Raw genomic sequence first — 19,876 nt, forward strand, 5'->3', positions numbered from 1 at the left:
CAGGTCAGGAAGGTTCAGCCTCGATCATGTCAGTAGGGCTGGGATCCAGTCGGGTACGCGGCGGGGCCGGCCGGTCGCCTGCTCGATCAGCACCCAGGTCGTCCGGATCTGGGCGCACATGGCGCCGTCCGGGCCGTCGATCCGGATGAAGCGGTCGAACCGGGGGCCCTGGGGAGCTTCGGCCACCCAGGTCCGGCCCTGGGCGATCTCGCCCAGCTTGAGCTCGCGCCGGTAGTCGATCTCATGGCGAAGCGCGACCCAGGCCCAGGTCGCCTGGGCGTCGGCGGGCGCGCGGCTGCGCCAGTGGGCGACGCCCATGTCCTGCGCCCAGCGCAGGTAGACCACGTTGTTCACGTGGCCGTTGTCGTCGATATCCGCGGGCGTCGGCTCGAACGTCAGCCGGAAGACCTGCCGGCCCTCCGGCGGTTCGAGCAGCCTGGTCACGCTTCCAGCAGGCCCTTTTCCGACAGCAGGGTCTTGAGCTCGCCTGACTGGAACATCTCGCGGACGATGTCGCAGCCGCCGACGAACTCGCCCTTCACGTAGAGCTGCGGGATGGTCGGCCAGTCGGAAAACGACTTGATGCCTTCGCGCAGCGCGTCGCTCTGCAGCACGTCGACGCCGACGAATTCGACGCCCAGGTGGTCGAGGATCTGCACCGTCACGGCCGAGAAGCCGCAGCGGGGCTGTTCCGGCTCGCCCTTCATGAAGAGGATCACGGGGTTCTCGGCGACGGACTTGGCGATCCAGTCGTGAACGGGATTGGCGGCGGCTTCGGACATGGGTGTCGCCCTTTCGGCGCGGAATGTTCGGGCAAGAGCTAGGGACGGCGGCCCCGAGGGTCAAGCGTCGCTGGGGAGCCGCGTCAGGCTGGCGCGGACGTCTCCAGGGCCAGGGCATGCAACTCGCCGCCCATCTTGCCCTTCAGCGCCGCGTACACGAGCTGGTGCTGGCGAACGCGGGGCAGGCCTTGGAAGGCGGCGGAGACGATCCGGGCCTTGTAGTGGTCGCCGTCGCCGGCGAGGTCGTGCACCTCGATCTCGGCGTCGGGGAACCCCTCGCGGAGGGCGGCTTCCAGGTCGGGCTGGGACATCGGCATGGCGCCGACTTAGGCGCGTGTCAGCCGGACGTCCAGAGCAGGCTGAGGCCGAAGAGGCCCATGAGGCCGGCGGCCCCGCGGTCCAGCGGCTTCTGGGCGCGCGCATAGGCCTGGGCGGCGCGGGCGGCGGAAAAGGCCAGCGCCAGTCCCGCCTGCCAGATGAGGCAGGTGATCGTGACGACCAGGACGGCCGCGAAGTGGAGCCAATCGGGAGTATCCGGCCCCACGTAGGCCGAGAACACGCTGGCGAAGAACAGCACCGACTTCGGGTTGGTCAGGCAGATCGCCAAGCCCTGGGCGAAGGCGGCCTTCGCGGCGCCCGGCGGGGGCTCGGTGAGGGCCGGCTCAGGCCTCGACCGCCAGAGCGCGACGGCGAACCAGACCAGATAGAGCCCGCCGGCGATCCGCATGGCCTTGTAGAGCCAGGGCGCGGCGGCCAGCAGAGCCGCAAGGCCCACCAGCGCCGCCACGCACCAGATCAGAACCCCCAGTGTCGCGCCGAACGCGGTGGCGACGGCGGGCCCGCGGCCCCGGCGCATGGCGATACGCATCGTGAGGAAGTTGCTGGGCCCCGGCACGACCGACGTTGCCAGCGTCAGCAGGAACAGGGAGGCCAGGGAAACGACGTGCTCGGTCATGCTGTCCGCGTGAAGTCCATGGTCCAGTTGGTCTCCCACGTCTCGCCGTCGTCATAGGAGAAGGCCTGGCTCCAGCGCGCCGTGGATCCCGTGATTCCGTCCCACCGATAGGCGACCTTCACGGGCCGGTCGCCGTCCAGATCCTCGCCATGGAACAGGCCAATCCCATCCTCGAACCGGCCATGCACGGGAGCCTGCAAAAGGCCCGAGGCGCTGCTGACCCAGTAGATCGACCACCGCCGGTTCTCGATGTCGAAGGTGCGGATCGCCACGCCCTGGGCGCGGAGCTCGGGGAAGTCGTTGTCCTCGACATTCACCAGGCCGCCCATGAGGCCCTGCGTGAAACTGGCGCCGGCGAAGACGTCCCACTCATCGCAACCCGCGCCACGCGCCTTCAGTCGCCGATGCTGCACCGACCAGCGGCCATAGAGAAAATGGAAGTCCCGCCGTCCGTCGTCATGCACTGTGTCGTAGGCCATGGCCTGTCCCTCCCGCATCGAGGGACAGGCTTAGCGACAGCCTGCTGACAGCCGTGTGGCAGCAGCGGTCAGTCGATGATCGCCGAATAGATGATGTTCTTGAGCTGGCCGCGGAAGTTGAAGGTGGCCGAGGGCATGAGCTGGGTCATGAACACGACCGAGAGGTCCTCCTTCGGATCCACCCAGAAGATCGTCGAGGCCGCGCCGCCCCAGTAGTAGTCGCCCTGGCCGTAGCCGCCCGACTCCACCTGGCCGAGGGTCGAGGCGAAGCCCAGGCCAAAGCCGACGCCGTCATAGGCCGTCTCCGAGAAGGCGCCGATGGCGAGGTCGGTCAGGGTCTTGCCGCCGGGCAGGTGGTTCATGTGCATCAGTTCGATGGTTCGCGGGCCCAGCACCCTGTGGCCGTCGAGCTCGCCGCCCCGGCGCAGCATCTCGCAGAAGCGCATGTAGTCGGCGCTGGTCCCGGTCAGACCTCCGCCGCCCGACTTGAAGCCGGGCTCGCGCGTAAAGTCCGAGGTCTCGGGATCGTCGATCAGCTTGAGCTGCTTGTCAGCGCCGCGCTGGTAGTTGGCGGCGAACCGCTCCTTCTTCTCCGGGGCCACCCAGAAGGCGGTGTCCTTCATGCCGAGGGGCTCGAAGATCGTCTCCGAGAGATACTGGGCGAGCGGCTTGCCGGAGATGATCTCGACCAGGGCGCCCACCACGTCGGTGGCGAGGGAATACATCCAGGCCTGGCCGGGCTGATAGCGCAGGGGCACCTGGCCCATCTTGTCCATGAATTCCATCATGGTGTCCGATCCGCCCACCGAGCGCACCTTCAGCGCGCGATAGACTTTGTCGATCGGATGCTGGATGCCGACGCCCGGCAGGCCGCCGCCGTAGGTGAAGCCGGCGGTGTGGCTGAGCACGTCGCGGAAGGTGACCGGCCGTTGCGGCCGCTCGGTCTCCATCGCCTCGCCTTCACCCGAGATCCAGACTCGATGGTTCCGCCACGACGGCACGAAACGGTGCACCGGGTCGTTGAGCTGGAAATGGCCCTGCTCGAACAGGGTCATCAGCGCCACCGAGGCGATCGGCTTGGTCATGGAATAGATGCGGTAGATCGTGTCGTCGCGGGTCGGCTTGCCGCGCTCGCGGTCCATCTGTCCGAACGACTTGAAGTAGGCCATGTGGCCGTGCCGGGCGACCGCCACCTGGCAGCCCGTGATCCGGCCGGAGGCGATGTAGTGGCGCTCCAGGTGGTCGGTGATGCGCTCCAGGCGCCCGGCGTCGAGGCCGGTCCACTGAGACTGGGCGTCCATTCAAATCCTCCCGAAGTATGGTTCTTGGCGCGAATGGCGGCATGATGGACGCCGAACGGGCGTGGCGCCAAGCGGAAGGAACGGTATGGACGAGCTGGAGGCCCTGGCGGCCGAGGTCGGCGAGGCGCTCAAGGCGCGCGGCGAGAAGGTGGCGGTGAACGAGAGTTCGGCCGGGGGGCTGATCTCGGCGGCGCTGCTCAGCGTGCCTGGCGCCAGCGCCTACTACCTCGGCGGCGCGGTGGTCTACACGCCGAAGGCGCGGGTGCTGCTGACCGACATCCCGAAGGAGGCGCTCACGGGCATGCGCTCGTCCAGCGAACCCTACGCCCTGCTGCTCGCGCGCAACGCCGTCGAACGCTACGGCGCGACCTGGGGCGTATCGGAAACCGGCGCCGCCGGCCCGACGGGTAACCCCTATGGCGATGCGCCAGGGCACACCTGCGTGGCCATCTCCGGACCGGTCGAAGCCGTACTGACGCTCGAAACGGGCTCGAGTGATCGCAGCGCCAACATGCGCGCATTCGCGGCCGCGGCGCTCGACCTGTTCCGGCGGGCCGTGGCGGGGGCCTAGAGCGTCGGGTCCGGCGCGATCCGGACCAGCGTCTTCCCGAAGTTCGCGCCCTTGAGCATGTCGGCGAAGGCGGCCGGGATGGCCTCGAATCCCTCGCGGATGTCCTCGCGGTAGCGGACCTCGCCGGACGCGACCCACGGCGCCACCTCAGCCAGGAAGGCGTCGTGGTGGCTCTCCACATAGTTGCCGACGAACAGGTTCTGGACGTGGACGCCGCGGGCCTCCGCGGCCGCCCGCTCGGCGGCGCCCGCATCGCCGCCCTCGTCGCCGTAGTGGGAGATCAGGCCGCAGATCGTCATCCGGGCGCCGGGGTTGAACAGCGGCAGGACGGCCTGGAAGACCGGGCCGCCGACGTTCTCGAAATAGACGTCCACGCCGGTCGGGCAGGCGGCCGTCAGGTCGTCGGCGAAGGTCGGGCTCAGATGGGAGACGCAGGCGTTGAAGCCCAGCTCTTCCACGACGTAGCGGCACTTGTCGGGATGGCCCGCGATGCCGACCACGCGGGCGCCGCGCATCCGGGCGAGTTGGCCGGCGATCTGGCCCACGCCGCCCGAGGCCGCTGAAACCACCACCGTGTCGCCGGCCCGCGGATCGCATTGCAGGATCATGCCGGCGTAGGCGGTCAGCCCCAGCATGCCCAGGACGCCGACGGCCTGCGAGATCCGCCCCTGCGCCGGATCCAGCTTGCGCGGAACCATGTACCCGGGCCGCGGCACGCCTTCGCCCATCAGGCCGTATTCAGCCCAGCCGTTGGTGCAGAAGACGAAGTCGCCGGGAGACAGGCCGTCGATCCGGCTCTCCACCACCTGGGCGACCGTGCGGGCGTGACAGGGCGCGCCCTCGGGCTCCACGCCCCGGCGCTTGTAGCCCCACTGATAGGGGTCGAGGCTGACATAGATCGTGCGGGTCAGCGCCTGCCCGGGTCCTGGGCTCGGGATCGGCGCCCCTCGGATCTCGAAGGTGTCGGCGTCGGGCCAGGGCGGAGGGGGGCGTTTGGCCAGGGTCCAATAGCGGTTCATTGGACTACTCTAGCGACGCGCGAGGCGCCGAAAAGTCTCAAAGCCCGTCACCATTTTGGGTGATAGCCCCGCGCCCCGCCATCGCCACCAATGGTATTTTCTCCGGGGGGAGGTGTCGCCGGAGCTACCGTTGATCTGCATTGCCTACCTGAGTTCGTCCAAGCTCGTGCCTGATACGCAGGCGCTCGAAGCGATCGTCTCGATCTCCCAGAAGAACAACGCGGCGAGGGGCGTCACCGGAATGCTCTGCCACTACGATGGCAGCTATCTCCAGTTCCTGGAGGGCGACCCGCATCAGCTGTTGTCATTCTACGAGGCCATCCGCGACGATCCCCGCCATGGGGGCATAGTCGAGGTCTTTCGCGAACCCAACACCGAGCGGATGTTTCCCGACTGGACGATGGCGCTGGCCAAGCCGGAAGAGATCGGCGCCGAGCACCGCGCGTTCTGCCGGAGCCTGCGCGCGCTCGAGCTCACGGTCGGCCCGCAACACCGCAAGGACCTGGAGCCTTTCCTGGCGTGTTTCCGAGCTTGGATGCGCTGATCCGGACGCGCTGCACACGCCCGGATCAGTCCGTTCAGGCGGCGGCCTGCTCGGCGTCGGCGGCCGGCAGGCGGATCAGATAATCGAAGGCCGACAAGGCCGCCTTGGAGCCTTCGCCCATGGCGATGACGATCTGCTTGTAGGGCGTGGTCGTCGCGTCGCCGCCCGCGAAGACGCCGGGGATCGAGGTGGCGCCCCGGAAGTCGGTCTCGATCTCGCCGCGCGGGCTCAGAGCGACCGAGCCCTTCAGCCATTCGGTGTTCGGCACCAGGCCGATCTGGACGAAGATCCCTTCCAGGTCGACGCGGTGGACGGCGTCGCTGTTCCGATCCTTGTAGGTGAGGCCGGTGACCTTTTCGCCGTCGCCGTGCACCTCGGTGGTGAGCGCCGACGTCACGATCGCCACGTTCGGCAGGCTGGCCAGCTTGCGCTGCAGCACCGCGTCGGCGCGGAGCTGGCTGTCGAACTCGATCAGCGTCACGTGCGCGACGATGCCCGCGAGGTCGATGGCCGCCTCGACGCCCGAGTTGCCGCCGCCGATCACCGCCACGCGCTTGCCCTTGAACAGCGGTCCGTCGCAGTGCGGGCAGTAGGCCACGCCCTTGTTGCGGTACTCGTCCTCGCCGGGGACGTTCATCTGCCGCCAGCGGGCGCCGGTGGCGAGGATGACGGTCTTCGACTTCAGGCTGGCGCCGTTCTCGAGCTGCACCTCGATCAGGCCGCCCTCGGTCCTGGCGGGGATCAGCTTGGCCGCCTTCTGCAGGTTCATCACGTCGACGTCGTAGTCCTTGACGTGCTGCTCCAGGCCGGCGGCCAGCTTCGGGCCTTCGGTGTGCGGCACCGAGATGAAGTTCTCGATGGCCATGGTGTCCAGCACCTGGCCGCCGAAGCGCTCGGCCGCAAGGCCGGTCCGGATGCCCTTGCGGGCGGCGTAGATGGCCGCGGCGGCGCCGGCTGGACCGCCGCCGATCACCAGCACGTCGAAGGCGTCCTTCGCCTTGATCTTCTCGGCCGCACGGGCCACCGCGCCGGTGTCCAGCTTGGCGAGGATCTGCTCGACGGTCATGCGGCCTTGGGCGAAGGGCTCGCCGTTCAGGAGCACGGTCGGCACCGCCATCACCTTGCGCTGCTCGACTTCGTCCTGGAACAGCGCTCCGTCGATCGACACGTGCCGGATGCGCGGGTTGATGACGCTCATCACGTTCAGCGCCTGCACCACGTCGGGACAGTTCTGGCACGAGAGCGAGAAATAGGTCTCGAACTGAAAGTCGCCCTCCAGGCCGCGGATCTGCTCGATGACCTCGGGCTCCACGCGGGGCGGGTGACCGCCGACCTGCAGCAGCGCCAGGACGAGCGAGGTGAACTCGTGGCCCAGCGGAATGCCGGCGAAGCGGACCGAAACGTCGGATCCCTTACGGACGATGGCGAACGAGGGCGTGCGGGCGTCGGCGCCCCGGGTCACTGTGACCTTCCCGTCGGACACTTCCGCGATCTGGTCGAGAAGTTCGCCGAGCTCACGCGACTTCGGGCCGTCGTCGAGCGAGGCCACCAGCTCGACCGGCTGGGTGATGTTCGCGAGATAGCCCTTCAGTTGGGCCTTGAGGCTGGCGTCCAGCATGGAGCGGCTCCGGGGAAAGCGCGGGGAGGAGGAACTGGCCGGACCTGGGGAAGGATCCGGAAGAGGCCGGCGCCGCCGCGGAGGCGGCGCCGGATCGGGCCGTGCGTCGGCTTAGATCTTGCCGACCAGGTCGAGCGACGGGGCGAGGGTCTTCTCACCCTCTTCCCACTTGGCCGGGCAGACTTCGCCCGGATGGTTGCGGACGTACTGGGCGGCCTTGACCTTGCGCAGGAGCTCGGCGGCGTTGCGGCCGATGCCCTCGGCGGTCACTTCCATGAACTGGATGACGCCGTCCGGGTCGACCAGGAAGGTGCCGCGGTCGGCCAGGCCCTGGCCCGCGCGCATCACGCCGAAGTTGTTGGTCACCACGCCGGCCGGGTCGCCGATCATCGTGTACTTGATCTTGCCGATGGCCGGGGACGTGTCGGCCCAGGCCTTGTGCGAGAAGTGGGTGTCGGTGGAGACCGAGTAGATCTCGACGCCCAGCTTCTGGAATTCAGCGTAGTTGTCGGCCAGGTCTTCCAGCTCGGTCGGGCACACGAAGGTGAAGTCCGCCGGATAGAAGAAGACCACCGACCACTTGCCCTTCAGGTCGGCGTCGCTGACCGACAGGAACTTGCCTTCCTTGTAGGCCTGGGCGGTGAACGGCAGGATGGTGGTGTTGATCAGAGACATGGTGCACTCCCGATTGAGGTCGGGGTCATGTACGGGGTCTCAGGGCAAAAGAAAAATCGATTTTGCCACTAGTTCACGATAGGTTGAGCCTATGACGCCTGCGCCTACTGGGACGCTCCACGGGCTTCCACCCGCAGGATGTCGACCAGGGCGTCGCCGCTTGCGAGATGCAGGATATCGTAGCGGTCGAGCGTCGGGTCGATGTGTCCGGGCGCCAGGGAGATGCGCTCGCCACGAACCGCCGATTGACCCTGCGGGCGCGCCAGCATGCCATGCTCGTCGCCGAAGAACCGGTAGGCGCAGTCGGCGAACTTCTCCGTCAGTGGCGCGGGTGCCGGCCCTTCGGTCGAGAAGGCCTTCAGGCCCGCGTCCAGGGTGACCCACCGGGGGTGGTTCGTGCTGATCACGGTGGACACGATCGTCACCGACTGTTCGAAGGCGCCGTCGGGATCTGACCCCAGGGCGTCGCGATACTCCCTGTCCATGAAGGCGTAGGACCCTGGTTGGACCTCGTTGAGGACGCCCTGGGCCGCATCGGCGGCGAAGGTGCCGGTGCCGCCGCCGGTGACGACATCGACCGCGCCGCCCGCGTCGCGGATCGCGGCGATCGCCGCCGTCAGCGCCTTCATGCCTTCGGCGACGGCGGCGGCCCGCCCATTGGCGCCGGGCATGTGCTGCCAGCTCCCCCCGTAGCCCTGGACGCCCAGAAGGCGCAGATTCGGCTGGGCCAGGACCGCGCGGGCCACGTCGGCCGCCTGGGCTGGATCGTGGCAGCCCGTCCGGCCCATGCCGACGTCGATGTCGATCAGGACCTGGATCGGACCTGCCGCGGCTCCGCCCAGCTCGGCGGCGGCGTCGGGATGATCGATGACGATCCGGAAGTCCGGCAGTTCGGCGGCCAGTCTCGCGGCTCGCGCCGCGTTCACGGCGCCAGCGATAGGCGAGGTCACCAGGATCTGACCGATGCCTGCGGCGGCGAGCGCTTCGGCCTCGCCCAGCTTGGCGGCGCAGACGCCGACGGCGCCGGCGTCGATCTGTCGTCGGGCAAGGGCGGCGCACTTGTGGGACTTTGCGTGCGGCCGCAGGGCGAGGCCGGCCTCGGCGGCGCGCGCGGCCATCTTCGCGACGTTCCGGTCGAAGGCGTCCAGGTCGATCACCGCGGCTGGGGTCGGGATCAGGTCCCGCGAACCCGGCCGCCCGAGCACCGACAGGGCGAACGCCACGTGCGGCCGGTCGGCGAGGGCGCCCAGCTCCAGCCTTATGGCTTCGGCCGGGCGCAAGGGGATCACGCGGGTTCGCCCATGAAGGCGGGCATCCAGCCTTCGTGCGCGGCGCGCAGTTCATCGAGTTGGATGGCCGCCAGCGGTCCGTCCTGTCCGACGAGCGAGACCTCGTCGCCGCCAGCCTCGCCGACGACCAGGTAGTCGACGCCGGCTTCGGCCGCCTTAGCGTCGATGGTGTCGAGTTCGTCGCTGGGGACGGCGATCAGGTAGCGGGCCTGGTCCTCGCCGAAGAACAGGGCGTGATCGGCCAGACCGCCCTGCACGCCCAGCGCCACGCCGACGCCCGAGGCGAGGGCCATCTCCACCGCCGCGGCCACGAGGCCGCCGTCGGAGAGGTCGTGGACCGTGCGGGTGATCCCAGAGTCGATAAGGCTGCGGACCAGGTCGCCGGTCTTGCGCTCCAGGGCGAGGTCGACCGGCGGCGGCGCGCCGTCCTCCCGACCCAGCACCTCGCGCAGGTACATGGACGCCCCGAGTTCGCCTTCCGTGGCGCCGATCAGGACCAGGGTCTCGCCCGGCTTCAGGTTCGAGAAGTCCGCCCGCTTCGCGTAGTCCGCGATCAGGCCCACGCCCCCGACCGTGGGGGTGGGCGGAATGGCGGCGCCGTTGGTCTCGTTGTAGAGGCTGACGTTGCCGCTCACGACCGGGAAATCGAGAGCCGCGCAGGCCTCCGCCATGCCTTCGATGGCGCGGACGATCTGGCCCATGATCTCGGGCCGCTCGGGATTGCCAAAGTTGAGGTTGTCGGTGATGGCGATGGGCTCGGCCCCCACGGCGGTCAGGTTGCGCCAGGCCTCGGCCACGGCCTGCTTGCCGCCTTCGTAGGGATCGTTCTGGACGTAGCGCGGCGTCACATCGGAGGTGACCGCCAGCGCCTTCCGGGTTCCATGCACGCGAACGATGCCGGCGTCGGCGCCCGTGGCGGAGTCCTCGAGCGTGTCGGCCATGACGTGGCGGTCGTACTGCTCCCAGAGCCAGCGCTTCGACGCCATGTCGGGGCAGGACATCAGCTTCAGGATCGCGGCCTTCCAGTCGGTGGGCGCCGCCACATCGGCGGCGGTCAGGCGCGGCTGGGCTTTCGGGGCGACCCAGGGGCGATCATAGAGCGGGGCGTCGTCGAACAGCGGTGCGAGCGGCACGTCGGCGACGGTCTCGCCCTTGTGCCTCAGCACCAGATGGCCGGTGTCGGTGGTGACGCCGATGATGGCGGCGTCCAGACCCCACTTCTCGAAGATGGCGTGGCCGTCGCGCTCGCGGCCGGGTTTCAGGATCGCCAGCATGCGCTCCTGACTCTCCGACAGCATCATCTCGTAGGCGGTCATGCCCTCTTCGCGCTGGGGCACGGCGTCGAGGTCGAGCTCGATGCCGACGCCGCCCTTTCCGGCCATCTCGACCGATGAGGAGGTGAGGCCGGCGGCGCCCATGTCCTGGATCGCGGCGACCGCGCCAGACGCCATCAGCTCCAGCGTCGCCTCGATCAGCAGCTTTTCGGCGAAGGGGTCGCCGACCTGCACGGTCGGGCGCTTCTCCTCGGCGTCCTCGCTGAACTCCGCCGAGGCCATGGTCGCGCCGTGGATGCCGTCGCGGCCGGTCTTGGAGCCGAAGTAGACGACGGTAAGGCCGGCGGCGGGGGCGGCCGAGTAGAAGATCTTGTCCGCGTCGGCCAGGCCCACGCACATGGCGTTGACCAGGATGTTGCCGTCGTAGCCGCGGTGGAAGTTGGTCTCGCCGGCCACGGTCGGCACGCCGACGCAGTTGCCGTAGCCGCCGATCCCGGCGACGACGCCGGAGACGAGCCGCTTGGTCTTGGGGTGGCTGGGATCGCCGAAACGCAAGGCGTTGAGCAGCGCCACCGGGCGCGCGCCCATGGTGAAGACGTCGCGCATGATGCCGCCGACGCCCGTCGCCGCACCCTGGTAGGGCTCGATGTAGGACGGGTGGTTGTGGCTCTCCATCTTGAAGATGCAGGCCTGCCCGTCGCCGATATCGATGACGCCGGCGTTCTCCCCCGGACCACAGATCACCTTCGGTCCCTTGGTGGGGAACTTGCCGAGGTGCTTTCGGCTGGATTTGTACGAGCAGTGCTCGGACCACATCACCGAGAAGACGCCCAGCTCGACGTCGTTCGGTTCGCGGTTGAGCCGCTTGACGATCAGCTCGTACTCGTCGGGCTTCAGGCCGTATTCGGCGGCCTTTTCGGCCATGGTCTTGGCAGGGGCGGCGCTCATGGCGGGCCTTCTAGCGGGACTCTACGCCGGGCGCGATAGCCTGCGCCTACTTCGCCACCATGTCGCGCTTCAGCCAGCGGCAGGTGAGGAAGAAGAAGCCACCTCCGACCGCATAGAGGCCGGCCGTGATCAGCAGCGAGCGCTGGAGGCTCTGCGGGTGGGCGATGGCGCAGACCTGCTGGTCTGCGAGCGCCAGGGCGGCGCGGGCGGCGCCCTCGCAGGACTTGCGGGTCAGCTCCGCGGCGCCCAGATCGGCCACCTGCAGGTTGAAGATCACGTCGCTCAGCGCGCCGATGAACAGCGGGCCCAGGCCGTAGCCCAGCAGGTTCACCACGAAGAGCAGCACGGCCGTCGAGACGGCGCGGACCTGGGCCGAAACGACGCCCTGGCCGATCGTGTACTGGGCGGCGAGATAGCCGTATTTGATGCCGCTGCCGAGCGCGAGGCCGACGAGGCAGAGCCACAGGTTATGGGTGGTGAACGCCACGACGTAGAACGGCACCGAGGCGGTGAGGCCGATGCCGGCCAGCCACGCGATGGCGGTGGGATGGCGGGCGCTCAGCTTCTCCGCCAGCCAGCCTGTCGCCACCGTGCCGACCGCCGCCGTCAGCGCCACCGGCACATTGACCATCAGGGCAGCCTCGCCGGCGGTGAGGCCGAAGCTGCGGTTCAGGAACAGCGACTGGAACGAGGCGATGCCGTAGCCGCAGAACGCCGCGATGGTCGCCGCCACGGTCATGGTCCAGAACGAGGGCTTTGAGGCCAGTTCCTTCATGCCGTCCGCGAACTTCGGCCGCGCCTTGCGCACCGTGCCGGGCGGGTCGGTGTAGCCGCGCGGAGGCTCCTTGACGGTCATCTTCAGGACGACGGCGACGATGATGCCGGGGACGCCCAGGACGAAGAACGCGGCGCGCCAGCCGAAGGCGTCGGTGATCGGCCCTCCGATCAGGTTCGCCAGCAGTCCGCCCAGCGTCACGCCCATGGCGTAGTAGCCCAGCGCGGTGGAGCGGCTCTTCGGCGGATAGTAGTCCGCGATCAGGGAGTTGGCCGGCGGCGTGCAGCCAGCCTCGCCGATGCCCACCCCGACCCGGCAGGCGAGCAGGATCCAGAAGGCGCCGATGGTCAGCGAGCCGATGGTGACCTCCGTCGCAAGGCCACACAGCGCGGTCATCAGGGACCACAGCGCGACGCAGACGGTCATGATCCAGACCCGGTGCCGGGTCTCGGCGAACTGGGCCAGCGGGATGCCGACGAAGGTGTAGAGCAGCGCGAAGCCGAATCCGGTGAGCAGGCCGAACGCCGTGTCGGAGATGCCCAGCTCCGGCTTCATCTGCGGCGCCACCACGGACAGCAAGCCGCGGTCGACGAAGTTCAGGATGTAGATGACCAGCAGCGCGGTCAGGACGTAGCTGCGATAGCCCTTCGTGCCGTAGCCGTGGATGTGGCCGTCCTGCTGGGCGGTCGGGCTGTCGGCGGCGGTCATGCTTGGCTGGTCCTTCCCCTTGGAGGGCGCGGACCGTACTCAGTGTTCGATTCTAACGCAACGCTCTCCAGTTCACTCTGTGTGGCGCTGCCGACCGGTTGCTCAACTGGATGCCCGAAGATGCGGTCAGGCCGCCGCCTCAGCGCGTCTGGCCGCCATCGACGGGCACGACAGCGCCGGTGACGAAACTGGCGAGCGGGCTCATCAGGAAGGCGGCGACCGAGCCGATCTCGTCCGGGCGGCCGAAGCGGCGCAGCGGCACTTCGCGGTTGATCCAGCGGGTCCAGGCGTCGGCGCGGGGGCCGGTGGACCGGGCCTCCCAGTCGCCGCCGGGGAACAGGATGTTGCCGGGGGCGATGGCGTTCACGCGCACGCCGCTGGCGCCGGCGATCCGGGCGAGCTCCTTGGTCAGGTGGTTCATCCCGGCCTTGGCCGTGCCGTAGGTCAGCGGTGTCCCCAGAGCCCCAAGGCCGGCGATCGAGCTGATCAGCAGCACCGAGCCGTCGCCTCGCGGGGTCATCCGGCGCAGGGACGCGCGAGCCAGCCGCCAGGCGCTGTCGAGGTTCTGGGTGAATCCCGCGTCCCAGGTGTCGTCGTCCACCTCGAAGCCGGGCGGGCAGGGGTGCAGGCCGACGTTCGCGACGGCGCCGAAGATCGGGCCGAAGGTGTCTTCAGTCCGGGCGACGGCGTCTTCGATGACCTTGGTGTCGCGCATGTCGCCGGCGATGGCGAGCAGGCGGTCTTCGCCATAGGCCTCCGCGAGGCGCGCTCGGGTCGCCTCCAGCGCCTCGGCGCCCCGGGCGGTGATGGCCAGCTTCGCGCCCTCGGCCAGGCAGGCCTCGACGATGCCCAGCCCGATGCCGCGGCTGCCGCCGGCGACGAAGATCACCTTGCCGTCGAGTTGGAGGTGCATGGCTATTCCCGTCCTTCCAGGATCGCGAGGGCCTGTTCCGCGAGCGGCGGGCAGCCGTTGATCGCCTCGCGCTCACTGGCCAGCACGCCGGCCAGGGTGCGGGCGTAGACGCCCTGGGAGATCGAGGCCAGGCGGAAGATCGAGAAGGCCATGAGGAACGGCCAGTCCTCGATCTCCTTGCGTCCGGTCCGTTCGCAGTATTTGGCGACGTACTCCGCCTCTGTCGGGATGCCGGCCGCCTTCAGGTCGACGCCGTCCAGGCTTCCCCAGCTTGGCGAATGCGAGCGCCAGATGAAGGCGTTGTAGGCGATGTCGGCCAGCGGATGGCCGATCGTCGAGAGCTCCCAGTCCAGCACCGCCACGATGCGCGGTTCGGTGGGGTGGTACATCACGTTCTCGAGCCGGTAGTCGCCGTGAGCGATGGAGACGGACTGGTCCGAGGGGATGCGCGCCGGCAGCTTCTCTATCAGGGCGTCCATGGCTGGGATCGGATCGGTGGCGGCGTCGCGGTACTGGCGGGTCCAGCGGGCAACCTGGCGTTCGAAGTAGTTGCCCGGGCGGCCATAGTCGCCGAGCCCGACGGCTTCGAAGTCCACCTTGTGCAGCTTGGCGAGGGTGGCGTTGAGGTCGTCGTAGATCGCGCCCCGCTCGGCCGGCGTCATCCCCGGCAGGCTGGCGTCGCGGAAGATCCGGCCCTGCAGATAGTCCATGACGTAGAAGGCGGTCCCGATGACGTCGGCGTCCTCACACAGCGCCCGCATCTTCGGCACCGGGATGTGGCCTTCCAGCGCCTTCATGGCCCGGTACTCGCGGTCCACCTGGTGGGCGCTGGAAAGGAGCTGGCCCGGCGGCTTCTTGCGCAGCACGTAGCGGGCGCCGTCCTCGCCCGTGAGCAGGAAGGTGGGGTTCGAGGCCCCGCCCTGGAACTGCTTCACGTCCAGGCGGCCGCCCACCTCGGGGACGCGCTCGCGAAGCCAGGCGTGGAGCCTGGCCTCATCGAAGCGGTGCTTCTCGACGACGTCGCGGACGGGCGGATCGGTGGAGGTCACGGTCATGTCCCAATGCTTCCACGGTGGCCCGCCCGGTCAAGATTCACCCGGCGTCAGGCTACTGTAGGGGAACCACCGGCAGCTCGATCGACGAGGCGGTCTCGCCGGTCAGGTAGATGCGCTGGGTCGCCTTCCGATAGTCCGTGGGCTTGGCGAAGAAGATGTTCGGCACGTACGTCTGCGGGTTGCGGTCGTAGAGCGGGAACCAGGTCGACTGGACCTGCACCATGATCCGGTGCCCCGGCTTGAACACGTGGTTCGTGGGCGGCAGCTCAAAGCGGTACTTCTGGACCTTGTTCGCCGGGATGGGCGAGGGCTTCTCGAAGCTCTCGCGGTAGCGGCCGCGGAAGATCTCCATGGCGACGCCAAGCTGGTAGCCGCCCATCTGCGGATCCGACGGGACCGTGTCGGGATAGACGTCGATCAGCTTCACGACCCAGTCCGAGTCGGTTCCGCTGGTGGAGGCGAAGAGGTTCACCATCGGCTCGCCCGAGATCTTCATCGGCGCCTTCAGCGGCTCGGTGACGAAGGTCAGGACGTCGGGGCGGCCGTCCACGTGGCGCTGGTCCGACACCAGCCAGAAGCGCCACTGGTCCTGGTCGTCCCAGCGGACCGGCCGGCGGACGTAGGGCACGGGCTTGGCGGGATCGGAGACGTACTCCTCGAACATCGGCCCGCCTTTTGCCATGGCCTTGTCGAATGACAGGCCCAGGCCCGGGTTGAGGTAGAGCGGCTTGAGTTCGGTGGTCTGCGGGTACTTCTGGAGTCGGTCCCAGCCCATGCGGCCGCTGTCGAAGATGAAGACGGGCGGGATGTTGGCCTTGGGGCCGTTGGTCTTCAGGTGCTGGTCCAGGAACGGCTTCATCACCATCAGCCGGAACTCGGTGGCCGTGTCGCCCGGAAGCTTGAGATTGGGGCCGAGCTGGCGCTGCTCGTAGTTGACGCCCGAGTGGCGCCAGGGGCCCAGCGCCAGGAAGTTCATGTCGTTGTTGGCGTCCTTGGCCTCGGTGGCCTGGTAGGCCTTGATCGCGCCGTAGATGTCCTCCTGGTCCCAGAGGGCGCCGACCCACAGCGTCGGCACCTTCAGCGGCTCCTTGGCGAGGATCTTGTCGAGGGCCTGGCCCTGCCACCAGGCGTCGTAGGTCGGGTGCTCGCTGATCTTGCGCCAGGCGGGGATCTGGTCGAGGCCGGCGGCCTTGGCGTAATCGCCCGCCGAGCCGGCGCGGAGGAAGTTGTCGTAGTCGTCGAAGGCCTGGCGCGGAATGTCGTCGCCGGAGCCCTTCTCGGTCATCTGGCTGGTGAACCAGTCGAAGTTGATCATCCGGAAGGCGCCGTTCTGGAACCAGTCGTCGCCCATCCAGCCGTCGACCATCGGGCTCTGCGGCACGGCCGCCTTGAGCGCCGGGTGCGGATTGATCAGGGCCATGGCCGAGGTGAAGCCCGGATAGGACGAGCCGGTGATGCCGACGCGGCCGTTGGACTCCTTCAGGTTCTTCACCAGCCAGTCGATGGTGTCGTAGGCGTCGGTGACGTGATCGACCGCGGTGTCGTTGAGCGGGCCGCGAATCGGGCGGTTCAGGACGTAGTCGCCTTCCGAGCCGTACTTGCCCCGGACGTCCTGGTAGACCCGGATATAGCCGTCGGCCAGGAAGGGCTCGTCCACCATCTGGCCGGTGGCGGCGGCGTGGGGCGAGAGCGATCGCTCGGCGGCGCGCTTGGCGTTGTAGGGCGTGCGGGTCAGCAGGATGGGCGCGTCCTTGGCGCCCTTCGGGATGATCATGACGGTGTAGAGCTTCGCCCCGTCGCGCATCGGGATCATCTCGACCCGCTTCACGTAGTCATACGACGCGGTGGGCCACTCGAACTTGGTGGCGATGTCGGGCGTCATGGTCGGCGTGGGCTGGGCCGTGGCCGGCGCGGAGGCGAGGGCGAGGGCGGCGCAGGCGACCGCGCCGCGAAGCAGCACTTTGAGCATCAGGTTCATCCCCGGAACTGGTGGCGGGAGCTTAGAACCTGTCCGCTGAACCGCGCCAGAGGAGAATATCCTGCCCCTGGAGACGTCGGCGTCAGGCGCTGGCGAGAGCGCTCTGGAAGAGGATGGCGCCGTCCGCCGAGCCCAGCTCCGCCTCGAACGCGCGGTCGGGGTGGGGCATCATTCCGAGGACATTGCCCTTGGCGTTGATGATCCCCGCGATGTCGCGGGCCGAGCCGTTGGGATTGTCGCGATAGCGGAAGACCACCTGCCCTTCGCCCTCGAGGCGGTCCAGCGTGGCGTCGTCGGCGAAGAAGTTTCCCTCGCCATTGCCCACGGTCATGGTCGCCAGCCGGCGGCCCTGATAGCCGGCGGTGAACCGGGTCTGGCTGTTGGTCACCTCCAGCTCGACCGGCTTGCACACGTACTTCAGCTTCTCGTTGCGGAGCAGGGCGCCGGGCAGCAGGCCCGCCTCGCACAATACCTGGAAGCCGTTGCAAATGCCCACGGTCGCCACCCCGCGCTCGGCGGCGGCCTTCACCTCGGCCATGATCGGCGAGAGCGCGGCCATCGCGCCGCAGCGCAGGTAGTCGCCGTAGGAGAAGCCGCCCGGCAGCACGATCAGGTCGATGCCCGCCGGCAAGGCGGTGTCGCCGTGCCAGACCATGTCGACGGCGGCGCCGGTGGAGCGTTCGATCGCCACCTTGCAGTCGCGGTCGCAGTTGGAGCCCGGGAAGACGATGACGGCGGCTTTCATGGGACGCTCACGTGGTCGAGGGGAGGCGGGACGTCAAGCGGGGTCATCGCCGCGTCCAGTGCTTGAGGCTGTCGAGATAGGCGTGGAGTTCGTCGTAGCCCTTGCGGTCGCCATAGGGGCAGCCGGTGGTCACGACGTCCGAGCCGCGGGCTCGCTGCATCATGATCGCCGGGTGACCAGGCGCGCCTGGTTTGGTGATCAGGTACGAGGTCTTGCCGTCGGCGCTGGAGAAGAAGCGGTACGGCTCGGCCGGATCCTCGGGCGCGGGAACCAGCGCCGGCTGGGCCACGATCGCCGCCGCCTGGGCCTCGAAGGGTCTGGCGCAGTCGACGCCCAGGTAGGTCACCGGCGTCTCGGCCTGCCTCGCGCAGGCTCCGAGCGTCAACAGGGCGGGGAGAACCGCCCAGACTCCAAGCGTCTTGCTCCCGCAGAGCGGGAGCGGGGTCTTCACGCCAGCTCCACCCGGTAGCTTTCGATCACCGTGTTCGCGAGCAGCTTCTCGCACATGGCCTTCACCTCGGCCTCGGCGGCGGCCTTGTCGCCCGACTTGAGGTCGAACTCGATGGTCTTGCCGACGCGGACGTGCTCGACGCCGTTCCAGCCCAGCCCGTGGAGGGCCTGTTCGACCGCCTTGCCCTGCACGTCCAGGACGCCGGGCTTCAGGAACACGTGAACCTTGGCTTTCATACGCTACCCCGTTGCCGAGCTTCGACCGCGATCACTGTGGCGTCCGCCAAAGCGGTGGTCTTTGGCATTAGTGGAGGCCCCCCTGAATCACGGTGGGCATCTCCTTCATGATGCCGAGCCGGCGCGCAACCTCGGTGTAGCTCTCGATCACGTTGCCGAGGTCGCGGCGGAACCGGTCCTTGTCGAGCTTCTCGTTGGTGATCGAGTCCCAGAGCCGGCAGCTGTCCGGGCTGATCTCGTCGGCCAGGATGACCCGGGCGAAATCGTTCTCGTAGATGCGGCCGAACTCGATCTTGAAGTCCACGAGCGTGATGCCGACGCCGGAAAACAGGCCGGTCAGGAAGTCGTTCACCCGCAGGGTGAGCGCCATCATGTCGTCGATCTCCTGGGTCGAGGCCCAGTTGAAGGCGGTGATGTGCTCTTCCGACACCATCGGGTCGTGGAGCTTGTCGTCCTTCAGATAGAACTCGATGATCGAGCGGGGCAGGGGCTGGCCCTCGGGAATCCCGTAGCGGGTCGACAGCGAGCCGGCCGCGACGTTCCGGCACACCACCTCGAGGGGGATGATCTCCACCTCCTTGATGAGCTGTTCGCGCAGGTTCAGCCGCTTGATGAAGTGGTTCTGAACCCCGATCGAGTTCAGCTTCGTCATGATGTATTCGCTGATGCGATTGTTGATGACGCCCTTGCCCTCGAGCACCGCCTTCTTGGTGGCGTCGAAAGCCGTGGTGTCGTCCTTGAAGTACTGGATCAGCGTTCCAGGCTCGGGACCTTCGTAGAGGATCTTGGCCTTCCCCTCGTAGATCTTCTTCCGGCGGGTCATCTCGGCGCCTTCTCCATGGGCGAGGACTTGTTCGCGTCGGGGAAACGAAAAAAGCGCGCGGTGCAGTTCGCGCGCGCGGGTTCCGACTCGACCTCTCGCCCCTATCAGGCTTCCCAAAAATAGCGAATGTGGGCCGGTTCCGCAAACTGTCCGACGGGCGCCGCTTTCCATTGCAGGCCCGGTCGGCGCGCGATATGGGAACGCCCGCTTTACGATGTTTACCGCTAGGACCCGATGACGACCTTCGACGAACGCGAACAAGGCTTCGAGCGCAAGTTCGCCCTCGACCAGGAGCAGGAATTCAAGGCCCACGCGCGTCGGAACCGGGCCCTGGGCCAATGGGCGGCCGGCCTGATGGGCCTCGAAGGCCAGCACATCGAGGAATACGCCAAGGCCGTGGTGAAGTCCGACTTCGAACTGCCGGGCGACGAGGACGTGCTGCGCAAGGTGTTCGAGGACCTCAAGGGCGCCGGCGTGGCCGTGTCCGAGGGCGAGGTCCGCATGAAGATGGCCGAGTTGCTCGCCCAGGCCCGCGAGAGCGTGAAGGCCGGGAACTAGGTTCCCCACCGCCGCACAGGATGGGCGGGCCCCGAGAGGCCCGCCCCCCTGCCTAGGGTCTGTACTCATAACCCTTGCTGAGTGGGGCGACGCTTGATTCAAGGCTACCGAAAGGAGCCTTGGTATGGCGCGTTACGATCTGAGCGAGGCGGAGTGGCGGCTGATCGAGCCGTTGTTGC

General features: G+C 68.2%; 22 protein-coding genes. 3 read left to right on the forward strand and 19 right to left on the reverse strand.

Annotated features, from left to right (window positions below):
- Positions 1 to 24: 24 nt before the first annotated feature.
- From DJ019_RS16065 to DJ019_RS16090, 6 genes are all read right to left on the reverse strand, one after another.
- Positions 25 to 444: an acyl-CoA thioesterase gene (locus tag DJ019_RS16065; RefSeq protein ID WP_111277072.1), complete on the reverse strand. Its 420-nt coding sequence runs from the start codon at positions 442 to 444 to the stop codon at positions 25 to 27.
- Entirely contained in the window at positions 441 to 782 is a 342-nt protein-coding gene (gene grxD, locus DJ019_RS16070; RefSeq protein ID WP_111277073.1) for a Grx4 family monothiol glutaredoxin, read from the reverse strand. The genes DJ019_RS16065 and grxD overlap by 4 nt, the downstream gene beginning before the upstream one ends.
- 83 nt (positions 783 to 865) lie before the next feature.
- On the reverse strand, positions 866 to 1,099 hold the full coding sequence (locus DJ019_RS16075; RefSeq protein WP_111277074.1) for a BolA/IbaG family iron-sulfur metabolism protein: 234 nt from the start codon (positions 1,097 to 1,099) through the stop codon (positions 866 to 868).
- Positions 1,100 to 1,119: 20 nt separating this feature from the next.
- Positions 1,120 to 1,737 carry a LysE family translocator gene (locus tag DJ019_RS16080; RefSeq protein ID WP_111277075.1) on the reverse strand — a complete coding sequence of 206 codons (618 nt, stop codon included), beginning with the start codon at positions 1,735 to 1,737 and terminating at the stop codon, positions 1,120 to 1,122.
- Positions 1,734 to 2,216, reverse strand: coding sequence for a hypothetical protein (locus DJ019_RS16085; protein ID WP_111277076.1), 483 nt, complete (start codon positions 2,214 to 2,216; stop codon positions 1,734 to 1,736). Before DJ019_RS16085 ends, DJ019_RS16080 begins: the two co-directional genes overlap by 4 nt.
- Positions 2,217 to 2,284: 68 nt before the next feature.
- On the reverse strand, positions 2,285 to 3,517 hold the full coding sequence (locus tag DJ019_RS16090; RefSeq protein WP_111277077.1) for a serine hydrolase domain-containing protein: 1,233 nt from the start codon (positions 3,515 to 3,517) through the stop codon (positions 2,285 to 2,287).
- An 85-nt stretch (positions 3,518 to 3,602) separates the two neighbouring features.
- Here DJ019_RS16090 and DJ019_RS16095 point away from each other — a divergent pair, with 85 nt between their 5' ends.
- Positions 3,603 to 4,088 (forward strand): CinA family protein, encoded by a 486-nt coding sequence (locus tag DJ019_RS16095; RefSeq protein WP_111277078.1) that lies wholly within the window; start codon positions 3,603 to 3,605, stop codon positions 4,086 to 4,088.
- On the opposite strand, the gene DJ019_RS16100 is transcribed toward DJ019_RS16095, so the two are convergent.
- Positions 4,085 to 5,107: an NADP-dependent oxidoreductase gene (locus DJ019_RS16100; RefSeq protein WP_111277079.1), complete on the reverse strand. Its 1,023-nt coding sequence runs from the start codon at positions 5,105 to 5,107 to the stop codon at positions 4,085 to 4,087. The two genes, DJ019_RS16095 and DJ019_RS16100, sit on opposite strands and share 4 nt — an antisense overlap.
- A 130-nt stretch (positions 5,108 to 5,237) precedes the next feature.
- Between DJ019_RS16100 and DJ019_RS16105 the strand changes: the two genes are divergently transcribed.
- On the forward strand, positions 5,238 to 5,651 hold the full coding sequence (locus tag DJ019_RS16105; protein ID WP_165844039.1) for a BLUF domain-containing protein: 414 nt from the start codon (positions 5,238 to 5,240) through the stop codon (positions 5,649 to 5,651).
- A 34-nt stretch (positions 5,652 to 5,685) separates the two neighbouring features.
- Here the strand turns inward: DJ019_RS16105 and ahpF are convergent, their stop codons facing one another.
- From ahpF to purC, 12 genes are all read right to left on the reverse strand, one after another.
- Positions 5,686 to 7,269 (reverse strand): alkyl hydroperoxide reductase subunit F, encoded by a 1,584-nt coding sequence (gene ahpF, locus DJ019_RS16110; protein ID WP_111277081.1) that lies wholly within the window; start codon positions 7,267 to 7,269, stop codon positions 5,686 to 5,688.
- Between the two features lie 111 nt (positions 7,270 to 7,380).
- The gene (gene ahpC / locus DJ019_RS16115) at positions 7,381 to 7,944 is read right to left on the reverse strand and encodes an alkyl hydroperoxide reductase subunit C (RefSeq protein ID WP_111277082.1); all 564 of its coding nucleotides are present in this window, start codon (positions 7,942 to 7,944) and stop codon (positions 7,381 to 7,383) included.
- A 104-nt stretch (positions 7,945 to 8,048) separates the two neighbouring features.
- Positions 8,049 to 9,233 (reverse strand): alanine racemase, encoded by a 1,185-nt coding sequence (locus DJ019_RS16120; RefSeq protein WP_111277083.1) that lies wholly within the window; start codon positions 9,231 to 9,233, stop codon positions 8,049 to 8,051.
- Positions 9,230 to 11,455 (reverse strand): phosphoribosylformylglycinamidine synthase subunit PurL, encoded by a 2,226-nt coding sequence (gene purL, locus DJ019_RS16125; RefSeq protein WP_111277084.1) that lies wholly within the window; start codon positions 11,453 to 11,455, stop codon positions 9,230 to 9,232. Before purL ends, DJ019_RS16120 begins: the two co-directional genes overlap by 4 nt.
- Before the next feature lie 46 nt (positions 11,456 to 11,501).
- The gene (locus DJ019_RS16130) at positions 11,502 to 12,938 is read right to left on the reverse strand and encodes a spinster family MFS transporter (protein ID WP_111277085.1); all 1,437 of its coding nucleotides are present in this window, start codon (positions 12,936 to 12,938) and stop codon (positions 11,502 to 11,504) included.
- Positions 12,939 to 13,077: 139 nt separating this feature from the next.
- Complete coding sequence (locus DJ019_RS16135; RefSeq protein ID WP_111277086.1) at positions 13,078 to 13,851, reverse strand: SDR family NAD(P)-dependent oxidoreductase; 774 nt, start codon at positions 13,849 to 13,851, stop codon at positions 13,078 to 13,080.
- Between the two features lie 2 nt (positions 13,852 to 13,853).
- Positions 13,854 to 14,906, reverse strand: a complete 1,053-nt coding sequence (locus tag DJ019_RS16140; RefSeq protein ID WP_111277087.1) for a phosphotransferase family protein — start codon at positions 14,904 to 14,906, stop codon at positions 13,854 to 13,856.
- A 52-nt stretch (positions 14,907 to 14,958) separates the two neighbouring features.
- On the reverse strand, positions 14,959 to 16,875 hold the full coding sequence (locus tag DJ019_RS16145; protein ID WP_111277109.1) for a CocE/NonD family hydrolase: 1,917 nt from the start codon (positions 16,873 to 16,875) through the stop codon (positions 14,959 to 14,961).
- Positions 16,876 to 16,966: 91 nt separating this feature from the next.
- Positions 16,967 to 17,629: a phosphoribosylformylglycinamidine synthase subunit PurQ gene (gene purQ / locus DJ019_RS16150; protein WP_111277088.1), complete on the reverse strand. Its 663-nt coding sequence runs from the start codon at positions 17,627 to 17,629 to the stop codon at positions 16,967 to 16,969.
- Positions 17,630 to 17,672: 43 nt separating this feature from the next.
- Positions 17,673 to 18,080 (reverse strand): hypothetical protein, encoded by a 408-nt coding sequence (locus DJ019_RS16155; RefSeq protein WP_111277089.1) that lies wholly within the window; start codon positions 18,078 to 18,080, stop codon positions 17,673 to 17,675.
- On the reverse strand, positions 18,077 to 18,316 hold the full coding sequence (gene purS, locus DJ019_RS16160; RefSeq protein WP_111277090.1) for a phosphoribosylformylglycinamidine synthase subunit PurS: 240 nt from the start codon (positions 18,314 to 18,316) through the stop codon (positions 18,077 to 18,079). Before purS ends, DJ019_RS16155 begins: the two co-directional genes overlap by 4 nt.
- A gap of 67 nt (positions 18,317 to 18,383) precedes the next feature.
- Complete coding sequence (purC, locus tag DJ019_RS16165) at positions 18,384 to 19,139, reverse strand: phosphoribosylaminoimidazolesuccinocarboxamide synthase (RefSeq protein ID WP_111277091.1); 756 nt, start codon at positions 19,137 to 19,139, stop codon at positions 18,384 to 18,386.
- A 234-nt stretch (positions 19,140 to 19,373) separates the two neighbouring features.
- On the opposite strand from purC, the gene DJ019_RS16170 reads away from it, so the two are divergent.
- Positions 19,374 to 19,697: a DUF1476 domain-containing protein gene (locus DJ019_RS16170; protein WP_111277092.1), complete on the forward strand. Its 324-nt coding sequence runs from the start codon at positions 19,374 to 19,376 to the stop codon at positions 19,695 to 19,697.
- Positions 19,698 to 19,876 lie beyond the last annotated feature (179 nt).

Source organism: Phenylobacterium kunshanense (genome assembly GCF_003254525.1).
In the GTDB taxonomy this organism is placed as follows: Bacteria; Pseudomonadota; Alphaproteobacteria; order Caulobacterales; family Caulobacteraceae; genus Phenylobacterium; species Phenylobacterium kunshanense.

Coding starts and splice junctions, on each gene's coding strand:
- purL (WP_111277084.1), bottom strand. CDS start 11,455: ATGAGCGCCGCCCCTGCCAAGACCATGGCCGAAAAGGCCGCCGAATAC.
- DJ019_RS16140 (WP_111277087.1), bottom strand. CDS start 14,906: ATGACCGTGACCTCCACCGATCCGCCCGTCCGCGACGTCGTCGAGAAG.
- DJ019_RS16130 (WP_111277085.1), bottom strand. CDS start 12,938: ATGACCGCCGCCGACAGCCCGACCGCCCAGCAGGACGGCCACATCCAC.
- ahpC (WP_111277082.1), bottom strand. CDS start 7,944: ATGTCTCTGATCAACACCACCATCCTGCCGTTCACCGCCCAGGCCTAC.
- DJ019_RS16170 (WP_111277092.1), top strand. CDS start 19,374: ATGACGACCTTCGACGAACGCGAACAAGGCTTCGAGCGCAAGTTCGCC.
- DJ019_RS16095 (WP_111277078.1), top strand. CDS start 3,603: ATGGACGAGCTGGAGGCCCTGGCGGCCGAGGTCGGCGAGGCGCTCAAG.
- DJ019_RS16090 (WP_111277077.1), bottom strand. CDS start 3,517: ATGGACGCCCAGTCTCAGTGGACCGGCCTCGACGCCGGGCGCCTGGAG.
- DJ019_RS16075 (WP_111277074.1), bottom strand. CDS start 1,099: ATGCCGATGTCCCAGCCCGACCTGGAAGCCGCCCTCCGCGAGGGGTTC.
- purQ (WP_111277088.1), bottom strand. CDS start 17,629: ATGAAAGCCGCCGTCATCGTCTTCCCGGGCTCCAACTGCGACCGCGAC.
- DJ019_RS16080 (WP_111277075.1), bottom strand. CDS start 1,737: ATGACCGAGCACGTCGTTTCCCTGGCCTCCCTGTTCCTGCTGACGCTG.
- purS (WP_111277090.1), bottom strand. CDS start 18,316: ATGAAAGCCAAGGTTCACGTGTTCCTGAAGCCCGGCGTCCTGGACGTG.
- DJ019_RS16085 (WP_111277076.1), bottom strand. CDS start 2,216: ATGGCCTACGACACAGTGCATGACGACGGACGGCGGGACTTCCATTTT.
- DJ019_RS16145 (WP_111277109.1), bottom strand. CDS start 16,875: ATGCTCAAAGTGCTGCTTCGCGGCGCGGTCGCCTGCGCCGCCCTCGCC.
- purC (WP_111277091.1), bottom strand. CDS start 19,139: ATGACCCGCCGGAAGAAGATCTACGAGGGGAAGGCCAAGATCCTCTAC.
- DJ019_RS16135 (WP_111277086.1), bottom strand. CDS start 13,851: ATGCACCTCCAACTCGACGGCAAGGTGATCTTCGTCGCCGGCGGCAGC.
- ahpF (WP_111277081.1), bottom strand. CDS start 7,269: ATGCTGGACGCCAGCCTCAAGGCCCAACTGAAGGGCTATCTCGCGAAC.
- grxD (WP_111277073.1), bottom strand. CDS start 782: ATGTCCGAAGCCGCCGCCAATCCCGTTCACGACTGGATCGCCAAGTCC.
- DJ019_RS16100 (WP_111277079.1), bottom strand. CDS start 5,107: ATGAACCGCTATTGGACCCTGGCCAAACGCCCCCCTCCGCCCTGGCCC.